Genomic DNA, 25,741 nt, shown 5'->3' with positions numbered 1-25,741 from the left:
AACGGGTATAGCTACCTTCCTGATTAGGAAAAGAATCACTTACCTTCCTGTTTATTAATTTCTATATTTTTATGGTTTTAGTTACTTCTATACACATAGCATTTAAAGGAAGAGTGGAAAGCGTCCGCCTAAAGCAATTTTTTACAATTCGCTTTTCTCAAATCACTACCATGAAGGGGATCATTATGACAAACGAGCAAGACTCCAAAATGCGATTCAACTTGCTGCTTCAGCATCTCGACTTAACGGACGATGTGCACATGCCTTTTTTTGAAGAGGCTGAATTGACACGGATGACGGTCCATAAAAAAGAGCGGTCGTGGAAATTTCTTGTGAAATTGAAGAATATCCTGCCGATTGATTTGTACTTATTAGTTAAAGAACGACTTTATAGCACCTTTTCTCCGATTGCTTCCGTTCAATTAACTATTGAAACAACGCAAGAAACAGCACAAGAAAATCTTGTGTTGTCTTACTGGAAATACGCGGTTGAAGAATTAGCAGACATGGCACCTCCACTGCGTGATCGCTTATTGTCGCAAGTACCTGTATGGAATGGCAATAAACTATTATTACAATGCAATCATCAACATGAAATGATGGCGTTAAAATCAAAATACAGCGAAAAACTAGCAGCAGTATACCGTCAGTTTGGATTTCCACATGTCGCGATCGATTTCCAATTGTCTGACGAAAATCAGGAAGCTGCCCACGAAGCATTTATGGCAGAGCGTCTACGTGAAGAAGAAGAAATGGCTAGAAAAGCACTATCAGATATGAAAAAACGAGAAACCAACCAGAGAGAAAATGGAGCTCCTTCAGGACCATTCCAGATGGGTACTGCTATCAAGCCAGATGAAAACATTGTAGAGATTAAATCCATCACTGATGAAGAGCGCCGAGTGACAGTTGAAGGTTACGTCTTTGATGCAGAAGTGAGAGAACTTCGAAGTGGACGTTCGCTGTTAACAGTTAAAATAACGGATTATACTGATTCAATTCTTATCAAGATGTTCTCGCGTGATAAAGAAGATGCTGAACTCATGGCTAATGCGAAAAAAGGCATGTGGTTAAAAGCGCGCGGCTCGATCCAAACGGACACTTTTGTTCGTGATTTAGTCATGATGGCGCAAGATATGGTTGAGATCAAACCGGAACTTCGCCGGGATACAGCGGAAGAAAAGCGTGTCGAATTGCATTTGCATACACCGATGAGTCAAATGGATGCTGTGTCTTCTGTCGATTCACTCGTCAGTCAAGCGGCTAAATGGGGACATCCAGCAATCGCAATTACCGATCATGCTGGTGTACAATCATTTCCGGATGCCTATGCTGCCAGTAAAAAACATGGCATTAAAGCAATATTTGGTTTAGAAGCAAATTTAGTAGACGACGGGGTACCGATTGCTTATGAAGAGCGTCATGCGTTATTAGAAGAAGAAACGTTTGTGGTATTTGACTTAGAGACAACAGGGTTGTCTGCTGTATACGACACCATTATTGAACTAGCTGCTGTAAAAATTAAGGGCGGCCAAATTATTGATAAGTTCGAAAGCTTTGCCAACCCTCATCATGAGCTGTCATCGACGACAATTGATTTGACTGGCATTACAGATGACATGGTCAAGAACGCACCAGAAGTGGAAGAAGTGATTCGCAAATACCATGAATGGGCAGGCGATCATATTATGGTTGCCCATAATGCTTCATTCGATATGGGCTTTTTATACGTATGTTATAAAAAATACGGTATCGATAAAAAGCATGCCACCATTGATACGTTAGAACTGGCTCGCATGCTTCATCCAGAGTTGAAAAGTCACCGGTTAAACACCTTGGCTAAGAAATTTGGCATTGAGCTGACACAACATCACCGAGCCATCTATGATACAGAAGCGACTTCGTATTTATTGACGCATCTGTTAAAAGAAGCAGATCAAAAAGGGATTCTTTATCACGATCAAATCAATGACTATGTCGGTAGTGGGGATGCGTACAAACGTGCACGTCCAACTCACTGTACGTTACTTGCGCAAAATCAAGAAGGATTAAAAAACCTATTCAAGCTGGTGTCTGCTTCACATATCGATTATTTCTACCGAGTGCCGCGTATTCCACGTTCACTATTGCAAAAACATCGAAATGGACTGTTAGTCGGTTCAGGTTGTGATAAAGGTGAAGTATTTGAAGCGGTCATGCAAAAATCGATGGAAGAAGTTGAAAAAGCAGCGCAATTTTATGATTATTTGGAAGTTCATCCAAAAGAGGTTTACTCGCATTTAATCGAACGAGAAATGATCCGTGATGAATGGAACTTGGAAGACATTATCCGGAAATTAGTGAAAATTAGCCGTAAATTAGAGATTCCTCTGGTTGCTACTGGCAATGTCCATTATTTAGACGAGACAGATGCTATTTTCCGACAAGTGTTGATTGGATCTCAAGGTGGAGCCAATCCACTGAATCGAACCAAATTACCAAAAGTACATTTTAGAACGACAAATGAAATGCTAGATGCTTTTGAATTTCTTGGAAGTGAAACAGCGCACGAACTAGTTGTAGCAAATTCCTTGAAGATTTCAGACATGATTGATGTTGTGAAACCCATTAAGGATGAATTGTATACACCGAAGATTGAAGGAGCCGATGAAGAGGTCCGTGAGTTGAGCTACAACATGGCTAAACAGATTTATGGATTGCCTTTACCAGAAATCGTAGAGGCGCGTATTGAAAAAGAACTAAAGTCCATTATCGGTCACGGATTTGCGGTTATTTACTTGATTTCACATAAGCTTGTTAAAAAGTCATTGGACGATGGCTATCTAGTGGGTTCTCGTGGGTCGGTTGGTTCTTCGCTCGTCGCAACATTAACAGAGATTACGGAAGTAAATCCGCTGCCGCCACATTACATTTGTAGAAAATGCAAAAAATCAGAGTTCTTTGATGACGGTTCGGTAAGCTCTGGGTTTGACTTAAAAGACAAAAATTGTCCAGATTGCGATGTGCCATATCAAAAAGAAGGTCAAGATATTCCGTTTGAAACCTTCTTAGGATTTAAAGGGGATAAAGTTCCCGATATTGATCTGAACTTTAGCGGTGAATATCAATCAAAAGCCCACAACTATACAAAGGAATTATTCGGTGAAGACAATGTATTCCGTGCAGGAACGATCGGTACGGTTGCGGAAAAAACAGCCTATGGGTACGTGCGGGGATATGCAAATGATCGTGATATGACGTTGCGCGGAGCAGAAATCGATCGTCTGGTGCAAGGATGTTCGGGCGTTAAACGAAGTACCGGACAGCATCCAGGAGGAATTATTGTCGTACCTGATTATATGGACATTTATGATTTTTCGCCGATACAGTTTCCGGCGGATGCGCAAGACTCTGAATGGAAAACAACGCATTTTGATTTCCATTCGATTCACGATAATTTATTGAAGCTTGATATACTTGGTCACGATGACCCGACAGTTATTCGCATGCTACAAGATTTATCAGGAATCGATCCGAAAACCATCCCGACCGATGATCCTGAAGTGATGAAAATATTCGCTGGACCAGAATCGCTCGGTGTAACGAAAGAACAAATTGGTTGCAAAACGGGGACACTTGGCATTCCTGAATTTGGTACGCGATTTGTGCGGCAGATGTTAGAAGAAACAAAGCCAAATACATTCTCGGAACTGGTTCAGATTTCAGGACTTTCTCACGGGACAGACGTTTGGTTGAGTAACGCGCAAGAATTAATTCAAAACGGAACTTGTCAGCTGTCCGATGTAATTGGTTGCCGTGATGACATCATGGTTTACTTGATTTATCAAGGGCTTGAATCTTCATTAGCGTTTAAAATTATGGAGTCAGTCCGAAAAGGTAAAGGGTTAACGCCTGAATTTGAGGAAGCGATGAAAAAAGAGGGTGTGCCGAACTGGTACATCGAGTCATGCAAAAAGATTAAGTATATGTTCCCGAAAGCCCACGCTGCTGCTTATGTATTGATGGCGGTAAGAATTGCTTATTTCAAAGTACATTTCCCGGTTCTTTATTACGCGGCTTACTTTACGGTTCGTGCGGAAGATTTCGATGTCAATGCTATGGCCAAAGGATCACAAGCGATTCGGACTGTAGTTAGCGAAATTAATGCCAAAGGATTGGAAGCTTCGACAAAAGAGAAAAACTTATTAACGGTTATGGAACTGACACTCGAAATGGTGGAGCGTGGCTATACTTTCCAAAAAGTCGATTTGTATAAATCCTCTGCAGATGAATTTATTATTGAAGGAAATAGCCTGATTCCTCCTTTTAATGCCATTCCAGGACTCGGGACCAATGCGGCAAAATCGATCGTTGCTGCACGCGAGCATGGAGAGTTTTTATCAAAAGAAGATTTGCAGCAACGTGGTCGTGTTTCAAAAACAATCATCGAATACATGGATGATCACGGTTGCCTTGAAGGCATGCCTGAGGCTAATCAGCTATCCTTGTTCTAGCCAGTTGCACCGCGGTGCCGGTTGTGGTATTATTGTAGTAACATTTATTGATAGCTCTGTCGCAGAAGAGTGGGTTCTCCCGCTCTTTTCTGTTTGTTTGGCATAAAATTGGCGGGAGGCTTATATGAGCAAAATTACAGAACAAATCGAGAAAATAGTACAACCCATTACCAGTGAATTAGCATTGGAACTTGTAGACGTGGAATTTTTAAAAGAAGGTCGCGACTGGTTTTTACGAGTATATGTAGATAATCCAGAAGCACCTATCGATATTGACCAATGCGCTTTAGTAAGCGAAAAGTTGAGCGAAATTTTGGATCAATTAGATCCGATTGAACAAAACTATTTCTTGGAAGTTTCATCTCCAGGTGCTGAACGTCCATTGAAGAAAGAAAAAGATTTTGAAAAAGCCCTTACTAAATTTATCTACATCAAAACCTATGAACCGGTTGAAGATGCTAAAGAGTTTGAGGGTTATTTAAAGTCCTACGATGATGAACAAGTAGAAATTGAAATTAAAATCAAAACACGCAGAAAAATAATTAATATCGCAAAAGACAAGATCGCAGTGATCCGTTTAGCCATTGATTTTTCTGTAAAACCTGATTGAAGAACCTGGGAGTGAATAAAATGAGCAGTGAGTTATTGGATGCTTTTGAAGTACTAGAGAAACAAAAAGGGATTTCACGTGAAGTCTTGATTGAAGCGATTGAAGCGGCATTGGTAACAGCATACAAACGGAATTTTAACCAAGCGCAGAATGTTCGTGTAGACTTGAACTTGAACACAGGAACAATGCTGGTTTACTCACGTAAAGATGTTGTAGAAGAAGTAGAAGATGAACGTCTTCACATCTCATTAGAAGATGCTAAAGTTATTAATCCAGCTTATGAACTAGGAGATATCGTGGAACAAGAAGTAACACCACGAAACTTCGGTCGTATTGCTGCACAGACAGCCAAACAAGTTGTTACTCAGCGCGTTCGTGAGGCTGAGCGTGGCTTAATCTTTGAAGAGTTTGTTGATCGTGCAGATGATATCGTAAACGGTATCGTTGAGCGTATGGACGCTCGCAATTTATACGTTGGACTTGGCAAGGTTGAAGCTGTGTTACCGCAGACAGAACAAATGCCAAATGAACATTACAAACCGCATGACCGCATTAAAGTGTACATCACGAAAGTAGAACGCACGACACGCGGACCACAAGTGTTTGTATCACGTACACATCCAGGACTACTGCGCCGTTTATTCGAAAACGAAGTGCCTGAAATTTATGATGGCATTGTTGAAATCAAATCAATTGCACGCGAAGCAGGAGATCGCTCGAAAATTTCCGTTTTTGCCCACCGTGATGATATTGATCCAGTAGGTTCGTGCGTTGGATCTAAAGGTGGTCGTGTTCAGACAATCGTTAACGAATTAAGTGGAGAAAAAATCGATATTGTAGAATGGTCAGAAGAACCGGTCGTTTTTGTAGCAAATGCGCTTAGCCCATCTAAAGTATTAGATGTACAAGTAAACGAAGAAGCAAAATCCACAACCGTTGTTGTGCCTGACTATCAACTATCTCTTGCTATCGGTAAACGTGGACAAAATGCCCGTTTAGCAGCGAAGTTAACAGGTTGGAAAATCGATATTAAAAGTGAAACAGATGCACGCGAACTAGGAATTTATCCAAATGAAAATTCTAGCATTGAACTAGTTGAATCTGGCGAAGAACTAGACGATTTTGATTTTTACGAAGAAAAAGAATAACGTAGAAAAGGTGATGTCCGTTGGCTCTGCAAAAGAAAATTCCATTACGGAAGTGTGTAGCTACAGGCGAGATGCATCCTAAAAAAGAAATGACCCGCGTTGTCCGTTCGAAAGAAGGCGAAGTATCCGTCGATTTGACAGGCAAAAAATCAGGACGCGGCGCATATCTTTCAAAATCGGAAGATGCCATCGCGACTGCCCGCAAAAAGAAAGTACTGGACAAGCAACTAGAAGTTAAAGTTCCAGACGAAATTTATGATGAGTTAATTCGCGTCGTTCTTAGAGAGCAGTTGAAATAATGAACAAACAAAAAATCCTTCAATTACTTGGATTAGCCACACGTGCAAGAATGACCATTTCAGGTGAAGAGATGTCCGTGAGCGAAGTTCGAAAAGGGAAAGCGAAATTAGTAATTATTTCTGAAGACGCTTCTGATAATACACACAAGAAGTTGCACGATAAATGTAAATCCAATGGAGTAGAACTCCGTGTTTTTGGGTCCCGGTATGAATTGGGACATGCGATAGGTAAGGAAGAGCGAGTAGTAATTGCAATCACAGATTCTGGATTTGCAAAAAAACTAATCAGCTTAATTGAAGAAATTAATCGGGGGCGAGCAGATGACCAAAATTCGAGTACATGAATACGCGAAAAAAGTAGATAAGCCAAGTAAAGAAATTATCAATGAATTGTCAAAGCTTAATGTTAAAGTGCCAAACCATATGGCGACATTAGAAGATACAGATGTGACAAAGTTGGACGGCATTTACAAAAACGCTTCAGCTGGACAGCGCACACAAGCACCATCAAGCCCGTCACGTCCATCATCACAAGGCCAGTCACGTCCATCGGGAAGTCAATCCCGTCCGTCACAAGGCCAATCACGCCCATCACAAGGTGGACAATCCCGTCCGTCACAAGGCGGACAGTCACGCCCATCAGGACAAAGTCAATCCCGTCCGGCAGCAGCTCCTAGTCAAGGACAATCCCGTTCACAAGGGAATGGCCAACGACCAACAGCACCAGCCAAAACAGGATCAAACTTTACGCCAAAGGCAGCTAAACCAACAGCAGGTCCGGGTCAACGTTCTTCAGGTCGTCCTGGTGGTGGAAACCGTAACGGCTTCCAAAACCGTAACCGTAAAGGCAAACAGCAACAACCGGTAAATCCGTTGCCACCAATGCCTAAAAAAGAAAAAGAGTTACCAGCTAAAATTACTTTCAGTGAGTCATTGACAGTAGCTGAGCTGGCAAAAAAATTAGGACGCGAGCCGTCTGAAATTATTAAAAAATTATTCATGCTTGGTGCAATGGCTACCATTAACCAAGAATTGGATAAAGATACAATTGAATTAATTTGTGCTGAATATGAGGTTGAAGTAGAAGAAGAGATCTTGGTGGATAAAACCGATCTTGAAGTTTATTTTGAACCAGAAGATGAAAATCTTAATGAAGAGCGTCCACCAGTTGTCACAATTATGGGGCACGTTGACCATGGTAAAACAACTTTGCTGGATTCAATCCGTAACACGAAAGTGACTGCTGGAGAAGCAGGTGGAATTACGCAACATATTGGTGCTTACCAAGTAGTTGACAACGGCAAAAAAATCACGTTCCTGGACACTCCTGGACACGCAGCGTTTACAACAATGCGTGCGCGCGGAGCAAAAGTGACTGACATTGCGATTATCGTTGTAGCGGCTGATGATGGCGTTATGCCACAAACGGTAGAGGCGATTAACCATGCCAAAGCTGCAGAAGTTCCAATTATTATCGCAGTCAACAAAATGGATAAGCCAAGTGCAAATCCTGATCGTGTCATGCAAGAATTGACTGAACATGGACTAGTGGCAGAGGCTTGGGGTGGCGAAACAATCTTCGTTCCAATTTCTGCTTTAACTGGAGACGGCATCGATTCATTACTTGAAATGATCTTACTAGTTTCAGAAGTTGGCGAACTAAAAGCAAATCCCGCACGTCGTGCAATTGGTACAGTGATTGAAGCAGAGCTTGACAAAGGTCGCGGTTCTGTTGCAACTCTTCTAGTACAAGATGGAACATTAAAAGTTGGAGATCCGATTGTTGTCGGAAATACATTTGGTCGCGTTCGAGCAATGGTGTCTGATATTGGCCGCCGCGTAAAAGAAGCGGGACCATCAACACCAGTTGAGATTACCGGTTTGAATGATGTACCTCAAGCGGGTGACCGTTTTGTTGTCTTCGAAGATGAGAAAACTGCTCGTCAAGTGGGAGAAACACGTGCAACTTCAGCGCTTCAAGTTCAGCGTTCTGAGAAAACACGCGTTACACTTGATAACTTGTTTGATCAATTGAAACAAGGCGAAATGAAGGAGTTAAACTTGATTGTCAAAGCTGACGTTCAAGGAGCCGTTGAAGCAATGGCTGCATCTCTTCTTAAACTTGATGTAGAAGGCGTCAATGTGAAAATTATCCACACGGGTGCTGGTGCGATTACAGAATCTGATGTTTCATTGGCAGCTGCTTCAAACGCTATCGTTATTGGTTTTAACGTTCGTCCAGATGCAAACGCAAAACGTGCTGCTGATGCTGAAGGCGTCGACATCCGTTTACACCGCATTATCTATAAAGTAATTGAAGAAATCGAATTTGCTATGAAAGGGTTGCTTGATCCTGAATTTGAAGAAAAAATTATCGGACAAGCAGAAATCCGTAGTACATTCAAAGTTTCTAAAGTCGGAACAATTGCCGGAAGTTATGTAACTGAAGGTAAGATCACGCGTGATAGCGGCGTCCGTGTCATTCGTGAAGGAATCGTTGTATTTGAAGGCGAAATCGATACGTTGAAACGTTTTAAAGACGACGCGAAAGAAGTAGCAAAAGGATACGAATGTGGGATCACAATTAAAAACTTCAATGATGTTAAAGAGTTAGACATTATCGAAGCATATATTATGGAAGAAATCGTACGCAAATGATCTTGTATATGGAATGTGAATTTTTCATTCCAACTGCACATTCGTTAAAAGATAAACGGGCAGTAGTGAAGAGTATGCTGACCCGTAGCAAGCAAAAATTCAATGTTTCTACAGCAGAGATTGATCACCAAAATGTATGGCAGCGAACCCGCCTTGCTTTTGTTATTGTTTCTTCATCAAAAGAAGTGGCAGATAAAGAAATGGCACAAGTTCTCTACTATTTGGAAAGCAATCCTGCATGGGAATGCTTGGAGTTTGAAAAAGAATATTTGTAAGAACGAGGTGGACCATCAATGACAATGCGCGCGAATCGTGTAGCTGAGCAGATGAAAAAAGAGCTTAGTGATATCATCAGTCGAAAACTGAAAGATCCACGTATCGGATTTGTCACTGTAACAGATGTTGAAGTTACAGGAGATCTCCAGCAGGCAACAGTATACATCAGCGTATTAGGCGAAGACCATGCAAAAGAACAGACATTGCTTGGGTTGACGAAGTCAAAAGGATTTATTCGCTCCGAAATTGGACAGCGGATCCGTCTCCGTAAAACTCCTGAATTGTCTTTTGAAATCGATTCATCGGTTGCGTACGGCAATCGAATTGATACGTTATTGCGTGGTATTCAAGAACCAAAAGAAGATTGAAATCAAAGCCTGCTGTCTATTGTAGACAGCAGGCTTTTTTGGCATCAAGCAAAGGAGATCAACAAAATGGCGCTAAATGGAATTTTACCATTATGGAAAGAAAAAGGAATGACTTCCCATGATTGTGTTTTTAAACTCAGAAAAATTCTTCAAACAAAAAAAGTAGGACATACGGGCACACTAGACCCTGAAGTGGATGGGGTATTGCCGATTTGTATCGGGAACACGACAAAAGTGGCTGAATATATTACGGACCAAGGCAAGACCTATGAAGCTGAAGTAACAATTGGCTACTCAACAGATACAGAAGATGCTACAGGTGAAACAGTTGAGACAGATGCTTCCAAAAAAGTGATTACGCGAGCGCAAGTGGCAGAAGTTTTGCTGCAGCTGACCGGTAACATTAAACAAATTCCACCGATGTATTCAGCAGTCAAAGTAAATGGCAAAAAATTATACGAATATGCCCGTCAAGGAATTTCGGTTGAGCGACCTGAACGAATTGTGCGCATTGATTCGATTGAATTGCTTGATGACGATCAGCGATGGATCGGTGAAAAAATTAGCTTTAACATTCGCATCCGTTGTGGCAAAGGAACTTATATTCGGACATTGGCCGTGCAAATTGGGGAAGCGCTAGGTTATCCTGCGCATATGTCGAGACTAACACGCACAGAATCAGGGAAATTTAGTGAAAAAGATTGTGTAACACTTGCTGAAGTGGCTGAACTTGCTCAAAATGGGCATATGGATGATATTTTAAAACCGTTAAGTTATGGCCTAAGTGCGTTTCCGTTTTTGGAAATTGAACAGCAACAAGTTTTTGCTGTGAAAAATGGTCAAGTGTTAGCGCGCCACGCCATACTAGATGAAATGGGTTTTGTAGCTTTAACCTACAAGGGGCAGCCAGTGGCACTCTATAAAAATCACCCTGAAAAAGCGGATAAAATGAAACCTGAAAAAATGTTCGGTTTTCCGACAGCAGACGAGGTGTAATATGGAAATTATTCATTTGAATTACCCGAACCATGTAAAACCAGATAGTGAAACTGGACCAATCTCCCTGGCGTTAGGTTTTTTTGATGGTGTACATAAAGGACATCAACGCGTCATAGGAGAAGCCATTAAACAAGCTCACCAAAAAAATATAAAGTCAGCAGTCATGACTTTTGATCCTCATCCATCGCTTGTATTGGGCGGAAGAAAAGAAGAAGTCTTTTATATTACACCTATGCAGCAAAAAATGGATATCTTAGAGGAGATGGACGTGGATTATTGTTTTATCGTCCGCTTTACTTCTGAATTTGCTAAATTGACGCCACAGGAATTTATCGAAATTTTTGTTAAAAACCTTCAAGTAAAACACGTGACAGCTGGATTCGATTTTTCTTTTGGTAGCAAAGGAAAAGGCGATATGGCATTGATGAAACTAATGAGCAAGGGTCATTATGATGTAACCGTTGCAGAGAAGTTAGAAGAAAGTGACGAGAAAATCAGTTCGACCCGTATTCGTGAATTATTAAAGCAAGGCGAAACCGGAAAAGTATGCCAGTTGCTTGGTCGACCGTTCAGAGTTCTGGGTACTGTAGTTAATGGCGACAAACGAGGCCGTACGATTGGATTTCCGACAGCTAACGTGGAGCCAGAGCTTGGTGCAATCGTACCGAGCCGCGGGGTCTATGCGGTGAAAATTCAGGTGCAAGGACAGCTATATAATGGTGTCTGCAATATTGGTTACAAGCCTACCTTCAACGATCCAGATGTAAAAAAACAAGTAATCGAGGTCCATATTCTTCATTTCGATAAATCCATTTACGGGGAAATGGTAGAAGTCGAGTGGTATGAACGGATCCGGGATGAGCAAAAATTTTCAGGGATTGACGAATTGAAAGCACAGATTCAATCGGATAAATTAACAGCTGAACAGTTTTTTGCAGGGATAAATTAACTCGTACGGTTGATTTTGAAAAAGTCTTATGCTATTATTTATGAGTACTGAAAGTACAAACCGTTGCTTGGCAATTCGATTCACCAACGTTTGCTCGGTAATAGGGGATATTAGAAATTAGGAGGTGGAAACAGTATGGCAATCACTCAAGAACGCAAAAATGAATTGATTAGCGAATACAAAGTGCACGACACAGATACTGGGTCTGCAGATATTCAAATCGCTATTCTTACAGAAGACATCAACAACTTGAATGAGCACTTACGTACTCACAAAAAAGATCATCACTCACGTCGTGGTCTATTCAAAATGGTTGGACGCCGTCGTAACTTGCTAAAATACTTACGTGAAAACGAAGTAGCTCGCTACCGCGAGTTAATCGCAAGACTTGGCCTACGCCGTTAATAGTAAACAGTAAAAGCGGGATTCGTCCCGCTTTTTCTTTATGGATTAAACTTTAATTTATCGCATCGCACATTGGATGCCTTTTTGATACACTACTAGTAGATACATACAGTATATAGATATACGGTAAGAGAGAGGAGCTCGATAATATGGAGCAAACAAAAAAAGTTTACACACTTGATTGGGCTGGCCGCGAGTTGCAAGTTGAGGTCGGTCAATTAGCAAAACAAGCAAACGGAGCAGCGTTAATCCGTTATGGCGATACAGCAGTTTTATCTACGGCAACGGCATCAAAAACGCCGAAACCTTTAGATTTTTTCCCGTTGACTGTTAACTACGAAGAACGTCTTTACGCTGTCGGTAAAATTCCTGGTGGTTTCATTAAACGTGAAGGCCGTCCATCTGAAAAAGCGACGTTAACAAGTCGTTTAATCGATCGTCCGATCCGTCCATTATTCCCAGACGGTTTCCGTAACGAAGTCCAAGTGATTTCAATGGTTATGTCTGTCGATCAGGATTGCCCGTCAGAAATGGCTGCAATGTTCGGTTCTTCACTTGCATTAATGATCTCAGATATTCCTTTTGGTGGACCGATTGCTGGAGTCATTGTTGGGTTAATCGACGGACAATACATCATCAACCCAACAAATGAACAACTTGAGCAAAGCTCGATTAACTTGATCGTAGCTGGTACAAAAGATGCGATCAACATGGTTGAAGCAGGAGCAAAAGAAGTTTCTGAAGAAATCATTTTAGAAGCTATTATGTTCGGTCACGAAGAAATCAAGAAATTGATCGCTTTCCAAGAACAGATTGCTGCAGAAGTTGGTAAAGCAAAAACAGATATCAAATTGTATGAATTAGATGCAGAATTGACATCTTCTATTAAAGAAGCTGTGGAAACTGACTTAAACGCTGCTGTTCAAATTAACGAAAAACAAGCGCGCAACGAAGCAATAGATGAAGTTAAAGCACGTGCAATGGCTGCATATGAAGAGTCAGAAGATGCAGTTAAGAAGCAAGCTGGCCAAATTCTTGATAAAATGGTCAAAGAAGAAGTTCGCCGCCTAATTACAGACGAAAAAATTCGTCCGGATGGCCGTGGACCTTCTGAAATTCGTCCATTGTCTTCTGAAGTCGGTGTTCTTAACCGCACACACGGCTCAGGATTGTTTACTCGTGGACAAACGCAAGCAATGAGTATTTGTACACTAGGTGCATTAGGCGATGTTCAAATTATTGATGGCCTTGGCATTGAAGATACAAAACGCTTTATGCATCATTACAACTTCCCGTTGTTCTCGGTTGGTGAAACTGGATTCCTTCGTGGACCAGGACGCCGCGAAATCGGTCACGGGGCACTTGGTGAACGTGCATTAGAAGCGGTTATTCCAAACGAAAAAGATTTCCCTTACACAATTCGTCTTGTTGCAGAAGTACTTGAATCGAATGGTTCAACTTCACAAGCAAGTATTTGTGCGTCAACACTTGCGATGATGGATGCAGGTGTACCTTTAACTGCTCCAGTTGCAGGTATTGCAATGGGTCTAGTGAAAAAAGGCGAAAACTATACTGTTCTTTCTGACATTCAAGGAATGGAAGATTATCTTGGCGATATGGACTTTAAAGTAGCGGGTACTGCAAAAGGCATTACGGCTCTTCAAATGGACATTAAAATCGACGGTCTTTCTCGTGAAATTTTGGAAGAGGCATTGGCACAAGCTCAAATCGGTCGTATTCATATTCTGGAATCCATGCTTGCGACGATTGCTGAACCGAGAACGACTCTTTCTAAATATGCACCGAAAATTATCATGGTGAAGATCAACCCAGACAAGATCCGCGATGTTATTGGACCTGGTGGTAAAGTGATCAACAAAATCATTGATGAAACGGGCGTTAAGATTGATACCGAACAAAACGGTACAATCTTCATTTCATCTGTTGATGAAGAAATGAACGCGAAAGCGAAAGCAATGATTGAAAACATCGTTCGCGAGGCGAAAGTCGGCGAATATTACGAAGGCAAAGTGAAGCGAATTGAGAAGTTCGGTGCATTTGTTGAATTGTTCCCTGGCAAAGACGGTCTTCTTCATATTTCTGAAATCCAAGAAGAACGGACTAAAGAAGTAGAAGACGTTTTGAAAATGGATCAAGTCATTCAAGTCAAAGTAATTGAAATTGACCGTCAAGGCCGTGTAAACTTGTCACGTAAGATTGTTTTAAAAGAACAAAAAGAAGCTGCTGAAAAACAAGACCAAGAATAAAGTTAACCATACGGAAATTGCCGACTTTGTCGGCAATTTTTTACTATGAGGAGGAACATGCACATGGTGACTACACAGACTTGCAAAAATGGATTGCGCATTGTTTCCGAACATATCCCGCATTTTCATTCTGTCGCAATGGGTGTCTTTGTGAACAACGGATCCCGAGACGAATTGCCAGAAGAAAATGGCATTACCCATTTTATCGAACATATGCTGTTTAAAGGTACGGAGTCACGAACAGCTAAAGAAATTGCTCGTGAATTTGATCGTATTGGCGGAGACATCAACGCTTATACCTCAAAAGAATATACATGCTACTATGCCAAAGTATTAGACCATCATGCAGAACACGCAGTAACCGTGCTAGCAGATATGTTTTTCCACTCACAAATGGACCCTGAAGAGTTTGATAAAGAACGTCAAGTTATTCTTGAAGAAATTAGCATGACAGAAGATATGCCTGACGATGATGTTCATGAGCAACTTTGGCGTGTGATGTATCCCGAAAATTCCATTGGTGCACCCATACTTGGAACTGCTGAAACATTAGCGAAATTTACACCAGAGAAAATTCGCGATTATATGGACCACCACTACACACCAGCGAATACTGTAGTGTCAGTAGCAGGTAATATTACTCCGGCCTTACTTGAGAAGATTGAAACGTTATTTGGGCATTTTGAAAAAGAAGAAAGCCCTAAAAAGTATGAACTTCCTAATTTCATGTCTGGCTATTCTTTAAAAAATAAAGAAACGGAACAAGGTCATTTATGTCTTGGTTATCCGGGCTTATCTTTAAACGATCCAGATATTTATAACATTACAGTGTTAAACAATATTATCGGGGGATCTATGTCTTCGAGATTGTTCCAAGAAATTAGAGAACAACGGGGTTTAGCTTACTCTATTTTTTCTTATCATTCGGCATATTCCGACCACGGAACTTTGGCGATTTACGGAGGAACTTCAGATGAGCAAATGGCTGAAATGCAACAAGTCATTTTAAGTTTACTTAAAGAATTAAAAAATGGTGGTATTACAGAACAAGAGGTCACAGACTCTAAAGAACAGTTAAAAGGCAGTTTGATGCTTGGGCTTGAAAGTACGAGCGCACGCATGAGCCGCAATGGCAGACATGAATTGCTGCTAGGAAAACATCAATCTTACGAAGAAGTGTTAACACAAATTGACCAAGTATCACTCGAAAAAGTAGTTGACTTATTAGAAATTCTAATAGAAGCACCCGCTGTTTCTATTATTCGTCCGAAAGAAGCTTCCTTAGTTTAAGGAAGCTTCACAGCCTGTTGAGAAACTAAGGTTTTATCGATTATCTTCTCAGTGGATTGGTCAAGAAACAAAAGAACGTGAAGTTTTTAGACCCTTCTGCTAAGCAGAAGGGTCATTTTTTTGATGTTTTGCACTGCGGCTGTCAGATAAGCCTGTTCTTGGACAGACTTGCGCCCTCGTCGCCTTGCGTAACGGAAACTATGGAGTTCTTTCGCATCGGCGAAACTCCGTTCGATGGTCTGGCTTCGTAACTTGTATAGCTTTTTTCCGCTGGGGGTGCGCTTGTTGGCGCGCACCTTTTCTTTTTCGTCTTCCCAGATGTGCCGGAAAATCGAGCGCTGCTTGCTTTTCGCGGAAAAACAATCCGAGCGCAGTGGACAATGTTCACAATCCTCCGGCCGGCTTTTGTACTGCCGATATCCCTCTCGATCTGTGGTGGCGTAGGACAACTTGCAGCCCATGGGGCAAGCATACGCATCCAGTGAAGGGACATACGTAAATAACCGTTTCGGCACTTTCGGGTTACCGCCTTTGAAACGGCGGTAGCCCATGACCACAAATGTTCCGGCTTCGTTTAACGTTTTACAGATGTGGCCGGTAAAATAGCCGGCATCCAAGGCGACGGCTTCCACCGGAAAAGCAAACTTCTTCTTTTGTACAGCGAGCCGGTCCAAATAAGGAACGGCGTCGTGCATATTGCCGGCCGTGATGTACGTATCCGTGATGAAATTGTATTTGGCATCCACCGTTCGGTGGTCGAGATAGAAAAAACCTTGAGGTTTCTGGTTTCGCATGAGGAACCCACTATCTGGATCGGTCACGCTTTCGCGGGTCATCGCCGGTTTGGTTTTGGCAACGGGCCGAATCACCTTCGGCTTCAGCGCTTTTTTCCATGGGCCTCCCGGTCAGCTACGACCGCTTCTTCCAATTCCCCCAGGTAGCTCACCACTTTTTCCGCCTTTGCTTTTCGGATAAACTTGTTCTTATTCGCATTCGCTTTGATATGCGTGGAATCGGATAGAAGCACGCGGCCACTCACCATGCCGTGGGCTTTTGCCTGACGAACCGTTTCGTCGAAAATTTCTTCAAAGACCGACGTGTCTTCAAATCGGCCCTTCCGATTGAAACTGATGGTGGAGTGATCTGGAATCCGGTCGACGAGGGAATAGCCCAAAAACCATCGGTAAGCGATGTTATCCCGAATCTCTTTTTCCAGTTGGCGTTCTGAACGAACGCCATAAAAATAGCCGATGAAAATCATTTTGAATAAGGTAATGGGCGGAATGGCGGGACGGCCGTTATCCGGACAATAATAAGGCGAAGCAATCCGTTCAATAAAAGAAAAATCAATGAGGGCATCAACGGTACGAAGAAAATGGTCGTGTGGCACGAGTTCATCAATTGAGACGGTGACCTGTTCATGACGGTGATTTTTGACGGGACCAATCATGGGACTTCGCTCCTTCTTTTTTCTTTCAGTTTACATCAAAAAAGTATCGAAATAAACAAAAAAAGACTGTCGAGAGGGTTTCTCGACAGCCTGAGAAGCTTCCTTAGTTTAAGGAAGCTTCAGCTTGTAGACAAAAGAATAGTTACTCATTTTTTGTATGCATGTGGGATTCTCCGCACCTAGTGGACGCTTTCCGCGGACTCCGCGCTGAGCCTCCTCGTCGCAAGCTCCTGCGGGGTCTCATCCCTTCGTTTTTCCGCAGGAAAGCCACTGACCGAAGGAACTTCGGGCAGTGGCTTTGCGACGAAGCTAGCGCAGCGATGCAGGAGCATATCTTTGCCCTTCGTCACTAGGTGCTCCGAATCCTAGAGTGAGTAGGCAAAAAGCTTTTAACACGTTATTTATACGGTGAAGCGCACTAAAGAATCTCACGTTGTTCGTAGTAAGAAGCCTTCAACTGGGCTGGTCCACGAAGACTCCTGTGGGACAGCGAAAGCTGAAGACCCCGCAGGAACGTCAGTGACGAGGAGGCTGAAGCTGACATAGCTGTCAACTTAAGAAAAAGGACTAACTTCTCTCGAAAGATGGTATGGAAGAATACCCATCAACGAGAGGAGTTTTTTCTATGACAGCTCCAACTACGCTCAGCTACCTGGATGCACTATTTGCATTCCTGGAACCAGAAAAGGTCGACGCCCTAGCCAAAGAAACGGGATTTATTCAACGTAAGAGAAAACTAACCGCCAGCGATTTTCTGTCGTTGCTTTTTCAGGCCCATGGAAACTTCATCGATCCGAGCTTGCAAGAACTCAGCACCAAGCTCTTGGCCGATCAGGAAATCGACATCAGTCGTACCGCAATCGATAAGAAGTTCACTAAGCAAGCTGTCCATTTTCTTCAACGGTTGGTCGAAGAGTTATTCCAGATTCAGCAATCGCTTGAACTAGCGAAACATCCAGTGGCCGTGGATTGGCCGTTTACGAGCTTGCGCATCTTAGATGCCACGCATATCGATGTGCCCAATTCATTGAAAGCGCGCGCGAAAAAAACACGCCAAACCTCCGTGAAAATCCAACATGAATTTGATGTGTTGACGGGACGACTGACCTTTTTGCGTGTCGATCTGGACAACGTCAACGACACCGTCATGGGAGGGAAACGGGTGCCGTTTCTGGACGAGCAAGAATTGTGCTTGCAAGACCTTGGCTATTTCCATTTCCACTTATTGGAGAAGATTGATGAAAACCACAACTACTTTCTCACCAAGTTTCGAAACGACGCTTATTTGGCCTATCAAAACCCGTTCCCTGCCTATCATCCGAATGGATCTGTGGTGAAGAGTAGTGAGTATCAACGCATTGAACTCGATCTCCTTTGCGAGAACATGGTACCGGGAGAAATCTTGGAACTGGAACAAGTTTACTTTGGGCACGATGCGCATTTTCCAGCACGATGTGTGCTAGTTGCCCATGGCGAAGAAGACCGACAACAGCGACTGAAAAAAATTCAGCGCCGGGCGACCAAAAGTGGGAAGAAACCCAAGCAGTTGGTTCGTGATTTAGCCAGAATAACCGGATATATGACCAACTTACCCGAACCGGTTTCAGGTTCGCACCTCGTTGAGTTGTATCGCATGCGTTGGCAAATTGAATTGATCTTTAAGGCATTGAAATCCTATTTGGAAATCGATCATTTCCGGTTGATCAAACAAGAGCGCTGGCTCTGCCATATATATGCCACATTACTGGTTTTCCTGTTAAGCCAATTGATTGCGTATCAACTTCGGAATGCGATTTGGGAAATCGAGGAGAAAGAAATTAGTGAAACCATCGCGATTCGAAGTATCGCCTGTGAGTTTTTGGCACAAATGTATGAAGCCGTCAAACAAAAAAAGAAGACGCTTCTGGCTTTTGTCCCCTTGATTTCCCACTTACTCAGCAGGACTGCACGGAAGCCGAATTCCGCTAAAGGAACAGCCTTGAAACGCCTTCAACTCAACTAGAATTACCCACCCACCCACAGCCTCCCCCAAAAAAGGGAGGCTAGTTGGCGTTCTTAGTTATCACCATTTCCGATATTCCCCTAATTCAAACCCCCATATCGTACAAATTTAATGGGCATACTCCACGTTATTTCTTAAGTTGACAGCTATGGGCTGAAGCTGAGCCCACGGAAAGCGAAGTGGCCAGCCCGGTTGGAAATTATGCATTACTATTCAGTTTAATAATACTTTATCTACAGTCTGAAGCTTCTTTAGTTTAAGGAAGCTTTTTTGTGTTTTCTATTCCTTTAGCAGACTAAATTATGTTACAATAATTCAAATCATCATTGAAGGAGCGAATATTGTGAAAACGTATAATGTAGCAATTATGGGAGCAACTGGAGCAGTTGGCCAGCAAATGAAAGAGCAATTGGAAAAACGGGATTTCCCGATAAAAGATATTGTCTTTTTGTCTTCGAGCCGTTCTGCCGGAAAAGAAATTGAGTTTAAAGGGAAAACTTTTACAGTTCAAGAAGCGAAACCTGAATCGTTTAAAGGGATAGACATTGCATTGTTCAGCGCAGGTGGCAGTATTTCAGAGGAATTTGCACCTGAAGCCGTTAAACGAGGAGCAATTGTTATTGATAACACCAGCGCATTCCGAATGGACAAAGACGTGCCATTAGTTGTGCCAGAGGTAAACAAAAGCGATCTGGGTCTTCACAAAGGAATCATTGCCAATCCAAACTGTTCAACGATCCAAATGGTTTGTGCGTTGCAACCGTTAAAAGAACAGTTTGGAATGACCAAAGTTGTAGTTTCGACTTATCAAGCTGTTTCTGGAGCCGGCATCGGTGCAATTAACGAATTAAAAGCACAGGCAGCTGATTTTGACAACGCAAAAGATGCACAAGCCGAAATGCTACCAGTTAAATCGGCAAAAAATCATTACCCGATTGCCTTTAATGTGATTCCCCAGATTGATCAATTTGCTGATAATGGTTATACATTAGAAGAAATGAAAATGATCAATGAAACTAAAAAAATTATGCATGACGATTCTTTAGCCGTAGCAGCCACGTGTGTACGTCTGCCAGTAGTCACAGGCCATTCGGAATCAGTGTATGTAGAACTATCGCGTGCAGCGACTATCGCACAGGTTAAACAAGCGATTAAAGACGCACCAGGTGTTGAATTGATGGATGACCCATCAAATCAAATTTATCCCATGCCATTAATGGCTGCGGGCCTAGATGAAGTGTTTGTCGGACGTATTCGTCAGGATTTAGACAATCCAAATGGCTTTCATTTGTGGATAGTTGCAGACAATCTAGTTAAAGGAGCAGCCTTGAATTCTGTTCAGATTGCTGAAGCGCTAATCGAAGAAAATGTTATTTGATAGAAGTTACAGACCCCTAAAACAAGCCGATCATCCTCGGTTTGTTTTTTTCTTTGGACTGTTTCCGGTCATTCCCGTATAATGAAGTCTATGGATGCGTACGGGTGAATTTTAGGAGGAAATAAATTGAGTAAAATTAAAAATGAAGTAATAAGAGTTATCCCTTTAGGCGGCGTCGGCGAAATCGGCAAAGCAATGTATGTAATAGAAATTGATGAAGATTTATTTGTTGTAGATAGCGGATTGATGTTCCCAGAAGATGAGATGCTAGGTGTTGACATCGTCATTCCGGATATGACATTCCTAGAAGAAAACAAAGACCGTGTAAAGGGAGTTTTTCTGACTCACGGTCATGAAGATGCGATTGGATCAATCGCTTATCTAATGAAAAAGATTCAAGCACCAGTTTATGGATCAAAATTAACAATTGCGTTAGCTAAAGAACATATTAAAGAACAAGGCTCTTTAAAACATGTGAAGTTTTTTGAAGTGACCAATAAAAGCCGGATGAACTTTGATAAAACACATGTAACGTTTTTCCATACGACACATAGTATTCCTGATGCACTTGGAATCGTCTTCCACACATCAGAAGGTGCCATCGTGCATACGGGTGAATTTAAATTTGATCAGTCGGCTAAAGGAAGTTACAAGCCAGATATCGCAAAAATGGCGAAACTTGGAGAAGACGGCGTTTTAATGCTGTTGTCTGATTCAACTGAAGCTGAGCGTCCAGGGTACACAACTTCTGAAATCGTGGTTGCTGATCATATTCTATCAGCATTTCTAGCTGCAGAAGGTCGTGTACTGGTATCTCTGTATTCATCAAACTTTATTCGTATTCAGCAAGTATTTGACATCGCAGCAACTACAGGTAAAAAAGTAGCGGTAGCTGGTAGAAGTCTTGAAAATAGTTATGAAGTTGGATTGCGTCTTGGCTATTTAACCGTTCATGAAGATGTTGTAATCTCCTTAAAAGATTTGGAAAACTACCGTGATGACGAAGTTGTGATTATCGTTACAGGTAACCAAGGTGAACCACTGGAAGCCTTGGACAAAATGGTTCGTAAACAACACAAAGACGTTAAAATTAAAGAAACCGACACAGTATTAATTACATTCACACCATCACCCGGTATGGAAGTTCCTATGTTCCAAACAATGAACAAACTGGCAAAAGCCGGTGCAAACGTATTAACTGCAAGTAAGAAAGTCCACGTATCAGGACATGGTAGTCAAGAAGACTTGAAAATGATGCTCAATATGATGAAACCTAAGTATTTCATTCCGATTCAAGGTGAATACAAAATGCTAATCGCGCACTCTAAATTAGCTCAACAAGTTGGGTTGCATAAGTCTGAGATCTTTATTGCTGACAAAGGGGACATCGTCGAATACAAAGGCGGCAAAGTTCGGATGAGTGGACGTGTTACTGCTGGAAATGTCTTAATCGATGGAATCGGCATTGGCGACGTAGGAAACATCGTTCTACGTGATCGTAAATTATTGTCGCAAGATGGTATTTTTATCGTCGTGGTTACGTTAAACCGCAAAGAAAAGAAAATTGCATCAGGTCCGGAAATGATTTCACGCGGCTTTGTCTATGTTCGTGAATCAGAGGAATTGATGGAAGAATCGACAAGACTTGTTCGAAAAGTCGTTGAAAAATACGTTACGAGAGACGCATTCGAGTGGAACAATATTAAACAAGAAATTCGTGATACATTGAATTCTTACTTGTTCCAACAAACAAAACGTCGTCCAATGATTATCCCAATTATTATGGAATACTAAGAAAAAAGTAGAAGGATTTCCATACCGATTTAATCGGCGGAAATCCTTTTTCGATTATGAAAGAAATGAGGGATTGCAATGAACAGGGCTCGTGTAACGACGAAAGCGAAATCCAAAGCGAGAGCAAAAGTAAAACCTAAAACAAAGTCTAAAAATAGAAAGAGACAGCCCATGCCAATGATTGCTTATGAAGTGATTGGCTTAGTATTAGTAGGGGTTGCGATATTGATGACATTCCAGCTTGGGGTTATTGGCAAAATGTTTTACAATATGGCCGAGTTTTTAGTGGGCTATATGGCCTTTCTACTACCGGTAGTGCTTATCTATCTGGCAATTTATGTGATGGTCAAGCGGAAATGGCCAAAGCCAAGAATGAAAGTGGCATTTGGTTCTGCACTTGTCTTAATTGGTATTTTGCTAATCTGTCATTTAATCTGGACAGCTGGCACTATTTTGCCGATTACTTCATCAAATGTCATCGACGAAACAATTCGTACAACAAAAATGACGGGCACTGTTTGGAATAGTTATTTGGCAACTGGAGGTGGCCTCATTGGTGCGCTGTTGTACGCACTCTTGCATGTGTTAGTTGATACAGCTGGCACATGGATTGTCGCAATTATTTTACTGTCGATCGGGGCGATTATTTTAACGGGAAAAGCAGCCGCACCGTTTATTGCAGAAAAAATACCGAGTGCACGTCCAGCTATCGATGCGTTAATGAATCGTTTCCAACAGGCCAAACCCAAAAAAGTACGCACTCCGCGTAAAAAGTCGGAGGCTGAACAAGTATTAGAAATCAATGAATCATTGGCTTATGAAGAAGAGGATGAACAAGAAGATCTTCTATACCGACCAAAACAACAAGAGCCGATTATTTCAGCCTTTACCGAAAATGTAAAACCGAGACAGACGGAAGCACCACAACAGTCTGCTAAGGAAACGAAAACAGCAGACGTTCAGTTATTATCGACGGCAGAAGAACTAGAAAATGAAGAATATCAGCTGCCGCCTCTTAGCTTGTTGACCCTGCCGCCGCATCACGACCAAAGCGGAGAATATTCAGGCATACAAAAAAATGCTAAGAAACTCGAAAAAACGTTCCAAAGTTTTGGTGTGCGGGCAAAAGTGACACAAGTGCATTTAGGACCAGCAGTGACAAAATATGAGGTGTTGCCGGATACCGGTGTGAAAGTAAGCAAAATAGTTAGTTTGCATGATGATTTGGCGTTAGCTTTAGCTGCACGTGATATTCGAATTGAAGCACCCATTCCAGGTAAATCAGCAATCGGTATCGAAGTGCCAAACTCGGAAGTTTCAATAGTTAGCTTGCGTGAAGTATTAGAATCAGAAGAGAACAACAAGCCGGATGCCAAACTATTATTCGCTTTAGGTAGAGATGTGACAGGACAAGCGGTGATGACCGAATTAAATAAAATGCCACATCTACTAGTTGCTGGTTCGACGGGTAGCGGGAAATCGGTGTGCATTAACGGCATTATCACAAGTATTATTATGCGCGCTAAGCCCCATGAAGTGAAAATGATGATGATCGATCCGAAAATGGTCGAATTGAACGTTTATAATGGGATTCCGCATCTGTTAGCGCCTGTTGTAACGGATCCACGAAAAGCAGCACAAGCGTTAAAGAAAATCGTCTCGGAAATGGAAAGAAGATATGAACTCTTTTCACATACAGGAACACGTAATATTGAAGGCTATAACGAATATGTTCGTGTTTTCAATGAGGAAAATGAAGACAAGCACCCGAAATTACCCTTTATTGTGGTCATCGTCGATGAATTAGCGGATTTGATGATGGTTGCTTCAAATGAAGTGGAAGATGCGATTACACGTCTAGCACAGATGGCGCGCGCTGCTGGGATTCACTTAATCATAGCGACACAGCGTCCAAGTGTTAACGTCATTACGGGCGTTATTAAGGCGAATATTCCGTCGCGTATTGCTTTTGCGGTGTCCTCATCTATTGATTCGCGAACAATTCTCGATATGGGTGGAGCTGAGAAATTACTTGGACGTGGAGATATGCTCTTTCTTGGGGCGGGTCAATCAAAACCTGTGCGTGTTCAAGGGGCATTTTTATCGGATTCAGAAGTTGAAAAAATTGTTGACTTTGTTATTGAACAGCAAAAGGCCCAATACCAAGAAGATATGATTCCGAGTGAAATCGATGAAACGAAAATAGATGAAGAAACAGATGAAATTTATGATGATGCCGTGCAACTCGTTACAGAAATGCAGACAGCATCCGTGTCAATGTTGCAGCGCCGCTTCCGTGTCGGCTATTCTCGAGCCGCTAGAATTATAGATCAAATGGAGCAGCGTGGTGTGGTTGGACCTTATGAAGGTAGTAAGCCACGGACTGTATTAGTTCCAAAGCAGGAAGAATATTGAAGTATTCGAAGGTTTTTGTGATAAAATGATCACTATTTAAGATGACTGTGATGCGAAAATTCGCTGAATTCGACAAATTGCTATTTATTTCGTATCTAATAAGTGGTATAGTAATTTTGATTAGTAGGAATGTTTTACATCAGATGTCTGATCTCTATCATAGGTGGTGAATCGGATGACCATTAAATCAGATCATCGTGCATTGTATCTTCAAGTGATTGATCGAATGAAGCAGGATATTGCTGCAGGCGTCTACAAAGAAAAAGAGAAGTTGCCGTCGGAATTTGAATTGTCAAAAACACTTGGAGTCAGCCGTGCGACTTTGCGAGAAGCGCTACGGTTGTTGGAAGAAGATAATATTATCATCAGACGCCACGGAGTTGGAACATTTGTCAATTCAAAACCCCTATTTTCTTCAGGGATTGAACAATTGACAAGTGTTTCCGATATGATCCGTCAGGCAGGAATGGAACCCGGCGCAATCTACTTGAGCACGTTGGAGAACCTTTCTTCTGAAGAAGATATAAAGCGCTTTCACTGCACCGCCGACGATACTGTTATTACGATTGAACGCGTTCGTACGGCAAACGGAGATCCAGTCGTCTATTGCATAGACAAGGTTCCTGCTGCGTATTTGCCTACAGATTTTTTAGGACGTACTGAAAGTTCCATTTTTAAGGCGATTGAAGAAACAGGGGACATTCATATTTCCTATGCGGTAACGTTTATCGATCCGACTGGTTATCATGAAGAGGCTTCGCCAATTTTAGAATGTGAACCGGAAACAGCATTACTTGTTTTAAAACAGCTCCACTACGATGAGGACGATCGATTGGTGCTTTATTCAAAGAATTACTTTAGAGCTGATAAATTCAGTTTCCATGTAGTTCGAAAACGTGTGTAAAACAGCAAATTCCTGCTAATATCAAAAAAACCTTGG

The 25,741-nt window shown here is 42.0% G+C and carries 19 protein-coding genes; 18 read left to right on the top strand and 1 reads right to left on the bottom strand.

Annotated features, from left to right (window positions below):
• Positions 1 to 185 precede the first annotated feature (185 nt).
• The 13 genes from AJGP001_RS11230 to AJGP001_RS11170 all read left to right on the top strand — a co-directional run bounded on the left by AJGP001_RS11230 (position 186) and on the right by AJGP001_RS11170 (position 15,762).
• Positions 186 to 4,493 carry a PolC-type DNA polymerase III gene (locus AJGP001_RS11230; protein WP_078080557.1) on the top strand — a complete coding sequence of 1,436 codons (4,308 nt, stop codon included), beginning with the start codon at positions 186 to 188 and terminating at the stop codon, positions 4,491 to 4,493.
• A 124-nt stretch (positions 4,494 to 4,617) separates the two neighbouring features.
• Entirely contained in the window at positions 4,618 to 5,103 is a 486-nt protein-coding gene (rimP, locus tag AJGP001_RS11225) for a ribosome maturation factor RimP (protein ID WP_058384951.1), read from the top strand.
• A gap of 20 nt (positions 5,104 to 5,123) precedes the next feature.
• Positions 5,124 to 6,251 carry a transcription termination factor NusA gene (nusA, locus tag AJGP001_RS11220; protein ID WP_058384952.1) on the top strand — a complete coding sequence of 376 codons (1,128 nt, stop codon included), beginning with the start codon at positions 5,124 to 5,126 and terminating at the stop codon, positions 6,249 to 6,251.
• 20 nt (positions 6,252 to 6,271) lie between these two features.
• Positions 6,272 to 6,550: an RNase P modulator RnpM gene (gene rnpM, locus AJGP001_RS11215; RefSeq protein WP_008430874.1), complete on the top strand. Its 279-nt coding sequence runs from the start codon at positions 6,272 to 6,274 to the stop codon at positions 6,548 to 6,550.
• The gene (locus AJGP001_RS11210; protein ID WP_058384953.1) at positions 6,550 to 6,894 is read left to right on the top strand and encodes a YlxQ family RNA-binding protein; all 345 of its coding nucleotides are present in this window, start codon (positions 6,550 to 6,552) and stop codon (positions 6,892 to 6,894) included. Before rnpM ends, AJGP001_RS11210 begins: the two co-directional genes overlap by 1 nt.
• On the top strand, positions 6,872 to 9,208 hold the full coding sequence (infB, locus tag AJGP001_RS11205) for a translation initiation factor IF-2 (protein WP_071153811.1): 2,337 nt from the start codon (positions 6,872 to 6,874) through the stop codon (positions 9,206 to 9,208). Before AJGP001_RS11210 ends, infB begins: the two co-directional genes overlap by 23 nt.
• A complete protein-coding gene (locus AJGP001_RS11200; RefSeq protein WP_071153812.1) occupies positions 9,205 to 9,483 on the top strand; it encodes a DUF503 domain-containing protein in 279 nt (92 codons plus the stop codon). Before infB ends, AJGP001_RS11200 begins: the two co-directional genes overlap by 4 nt.
• 18 nt (positions 9,484 to 9,501) lie before the next feature.
• Complete coding sequence (rbfA, locus tag AJGP001_RS11195; protein WP_006828239.1) at positions 9,502 to 9,852, top strand: 30S ribosome-binding factor RbfA; 351 nt, start codon at positions 9,502 to 9,504, stop codon at positions 9,850 to 9,852.
• A 66-nt stretch (positions 9,853 to 9,918) separates the two neighbouring features.
• Entirely contained in the window at positions 9,919 to 10,848 is a 930-nt protein-coding gene (truB, locus tag AJGP001_RS11190) for a tRNA pseudouridine(55) synthase TruB (RefSeq protein WP_078080556.1), read from the top strand.
• 1 nt (position 10,849) lies between these two features.
• Positions 10,850 to 11,800, top strand: coding sequence for a riboflavin biosynthesis protein RibF (gene ribF, locus AJGP001_RS11185; RefSeq protein WP_078080555.1), 951 nt, complete (start codon positions 10,850 to 10,852; stop codon positions 11,798 to 11,800).
• 135 nt (positions 11,801 to 11,935) lie between these two features.
• A complete protein-coding gene (gene rpsO / locus AJGP001_RS11180) occupies positions 11,936 to 12,205 on the top strand; it encodes a 30S ribosomal protein S15 (protein WP_038704238.1) in 270 nt (89 codons plus the stop codon).
• A gap of 149 nt (positions 12,206 to 12,354) precedes the next feature.
• A complete protein-coding gene (gene pnp, locus AJGP001_RS11175; protein ID WP_071153813.1) occupies positions 12,355 to 14,472 on the top strand; it encodes a polyribonucleotide nucleotidyltransferase in 2,118 nt (705 codons plus the stop codon).
• 63 nt (positions 14,473 to 14,535) lie between these two features.
• Entirely contained in the window at positions 14,536 to 15,762 is a 1,227-nt protein-coding gene (locus AJGP001_RS11170) for a M16 family metallopeptidase (protein ID WP_078080554.1), read from the top strand.
• 86 nt (positions 15,763 to 15,848) lie between these two features.
• Here AJGP001_RS11170 and AJGP001_RS11165 read toward each other — a convergent pair.
• Positions 15,849 to 17,212, bottom strand: a protein-coding gene (locus AJGP001_RS11165) for an IS1182 family transposase (RefSeq protein WP_425439663.1) whose coding sequence is annotated in 2 segments (ribosomal slippage) — positions 15,849 to 16,640 and positions 16,643 to 17,212 — 1,362 coding nt in all. Because the reading frame shifts where the segments join, the coding sequence is not laid out codon by codon here.
• Between the two features lie 625 nt (positions 17,213 to 17,837).
• Between AJGP001_RS11165 and AJGP001_RS11160 the strand changes: the two genes are divergently transcribed.
• From AJGP001_RS11160 to AJGP001_RS11140, 5 genes are all read left to right on the top strand, one after another.
• Entirely contained in the window at positions 17,838 to 19,214 is a 1,377-nt protein-coding gene (locus tag AJGP001_RS11160) for an IS4 family transposase (protein ID WP_071153814.1), read from the top strand.
• Between the two features lie 340 nt (positions 19,215 to 19,554).
• Positions 19,555 to 20,592, top strand: a complete 1,038-nt coding sequence (locus tag AJGP001_RS11155) for an aspartate-semialdehyde dehydrogenase (RefSeq protein WP_078080553.1) — start codon at positions 19,555 to 19,557, stop codon at positions 20,590 to 20,592.
• A 126-nt stretch (positions 20,593 to 20,718) separates the two neighbouring features.
• Complete coding sequence (locus AJGP001_RS11150) at positions 20,719 to 22,386, top strand: ribonuclease J (RefSeq protein ID WP_071153816.1); 1,668 nt, start codon at positions 20,719 to 20,721, stop codon at positions 22,384 to 22,386.
• 78 nt (positions 22,387 to 22,464) lie between these two features.
• Positions 22,465 to 24,801 (top strand): FtsK/SpoIIIE family DNA translocase, encoded by a 2,337-nt coding sequence (locus tag AJGP001_RS11145; RefSeq protein WP_078080552.1) that lies wholly within the window; start codon positions 22,465 to 22,467, stop codon positions 24,799 to 24,801.
• A 175-nt stretch (positions 24,802 to 24,976) separates the two neighbouring features.
• Entirely contained in the window at positions 24,977 to 25,705 is a 729-nt protein-coding gene (locus tag AJGP001_RS11140) for a GntR family transcriptional regulator (RefSeq protein ID WP_078080551.1), read from the top strand.
• Positions 25,706 to 25,741: the final 36 nt, after the last annotated feature.

Source organism: Planococcus faecalis, from assembly GCF_002009235.1.
GTDB classification, from domain to species: Bacteria; Bacillota; Bacilli; order Bacillales_A; family Planococcaceae; genus Planococcus; species Planococcus kocurii.
This window is presented reverse-complemented; position numbering and strand designations above follow the sequence as displayed.

Excerpts from the sequence above, each read along its gene's own strand:
- AJGP001_RS11230 (WP_078080557.1), top strand. The coding sequence starts at position 186 with ATGACAAACGAGCAAGACTCCAAAATGCGATTCAACTTGCTGCTTCAG.
- rimP (WP_058384951.1), top strand. The coding sequence starts at position 4,618 with ATGAGCAAAATTACAGAACAAATCGAGAAAATAGTACAACCCATTACC.
- nusA (WP_058384952.1), top strand. The coding sequence starts at position 5,124 with ATGAGCAGTGAGTTATTGGATGCTTTTGAAGTACTAGAGAAACAAAAA.
- AJGP001_RS11210 (WP_058384953.1), top strand. The coding sequence starts at position 6,550 with ATGAACAAACAAAAAATCCTTCAATTACTTGGATTAGCCACACGTGCA.
- infB (WP_071153811.1), top strand. The coding sequence starts at position 6,872 with ATGACCAAAATTCGAGTACATGAATACGCGAAAAAAGTAGATAAGCCA.
- AJGP001_RS11200 (WP_071153812.1), top strand. The coding sequence starts at position 9,205 with ATGATCTTGTATATGGAATGTGAATTTTTCATTCCAACTGCACATTCG.
- rbfA (WP_006828239.1), top strand. The coding sequence starts at position 9,502 with ATGACAATGCGCGCGAATCGTGTAGCTGAGCAGATGAAAAAAGAGCTT.
- truB (WP_078080556.1), top strand. The coding sequence starts at position 9,919 with ATGGCGCTAAATGGAATTTTACCATTATGGAAAGAAAAAGGAATGACT.
- ribF (WP_078080555.1), top strand. The coding sequence starts at position 10,850 with ATGGAAATTATTCATTTGAATTACCCGAACCATGTAAAACCAGATAGT.
- rpsO (WP_038704238.1), top strand. The coding sequence starts at position 11,936 with ATGGCAATCACTCAAGAACGCAAAAATGAATTGATTAGCGAATACAAA.
- pnp (WP_071153813.1), top strand. The coding sequence starts at position 12,355 with ATGGAGCAAACAAAAAAAGTTTACACACTTGATTGGGCTGGCCGCGAG.
- AJGP001_RS11170 (WP_078080554.1), top strand. The coding sequence starts at position 14,536 with ATGGTGACTACACAGACTTGCAAAAATGGATTGCGCATTGTTTCCGAA.
- AJGP001_RS11160 (WP_071153814.1), top strand. The coding sequence starts at position 17,838 with ATGACAGCTCCAACTACGCTCAGCTACCTGGATGCACTATTTGCATTC.
- AJGP001_RS11145 (WP_078080552.1), top strand. The coding sequence starts at position 22,465 with ATGAACAGGGCTCGTGTAACGACGAAAGCGAAATCCAAAGCGAGAGCA.
- AJGP001_RS11140 (WP_078080551.1), top strand. The coding sequence starts at position 24,977 with ATGACCATTAAATCAGATCATCGTGCATTGTATCTTCAAGTGATTGAT.